At 68.1% G+C, this 778-nt stretch carries 1 pseudogene; it reads left to right on the forward strand.

What is annotated here, in order from left to right:
* Positions 1 to 197 precede the first annotated feature (197 nt).
* A pseudogene (locus DMH01_RS42325) lies at positions 198 to 778 on the forward strand (HD-GYP domain-containing protein); the annotation flags it as partial.

Below are 778 nucleotides of genomic sequence, written 5' to 3' on the forward strand. Positions count from 1 at the left end.
CCACCGCCGTCTTCGTGCCGCTCAACATCGTGCTCACGCTGACCATGATCAGCCTGGCGACCAGCGTGCGGGCCACGGAGGTGCCGCTGCGCGGCATGGTCCAGTTCCTGCTGTCCTACCTCGGCTACGGCACGTTCGGGTTGCTGGTGGCCGGGCTGTGGGCGACCGTGCAGTCGATCTCGGCGGTGCTGGTGCTGATGCCGCTGTTCGTGGCCCGGTGGGCGTTCGGCCAGTACCACGCCCAGCAGCGCTCGTACGACGCCACCATCGCGGCGCTCTGCCAGGCGGTCGAGACCAAGGACTACTACACCCGCGGCCACTGCACCCGGGACTCGCTCGCCTACAGCATGATCGCCCAGGAGATCGGCATGGGCCTCGAACGTGTTCGCGCGATCCGTTACGCCGTCATGCTGCACGACGTCGGCAAGCTCTGCCTGCCCACGAAGGTGTTGCAGAAGGACGGGCCGCTCACCGAGGCGGAGCTGGCCGCGATCCAGCTCCACCCGATGCGCGGGCTGGAGATCGTCCGCGGCATCGGCTTCCTCGACGAGGCCTACGCCGGGATCATGAACCACCACGAGCGCCACGAAGGCACCGGCTAACCGATAGGCATAGCCGGGGACGAGATCCCAGAGTTCGCCAAGGTGATCGCGGTGGCAGACGCGTTCGACTCGATGACCTCCGACCGATCCTACCGCGGGGGGCGGCCGGTCGAGGTGGCCGTGGAGGAGCTGCGCAAGTGCTCGGGCACACACTTCGACCCGGTCATGGTGGCCGC

The organism is Amycolatopsis sp. WAC 04182, from assembly GCF_003947465.1.
Taxonomy (GTDB): domain Bacteria; phylum Actinomycetota; class Actinomycetes; order Mycobacteriales; family Pseudonocardiaceae; genus Amycolatopsis.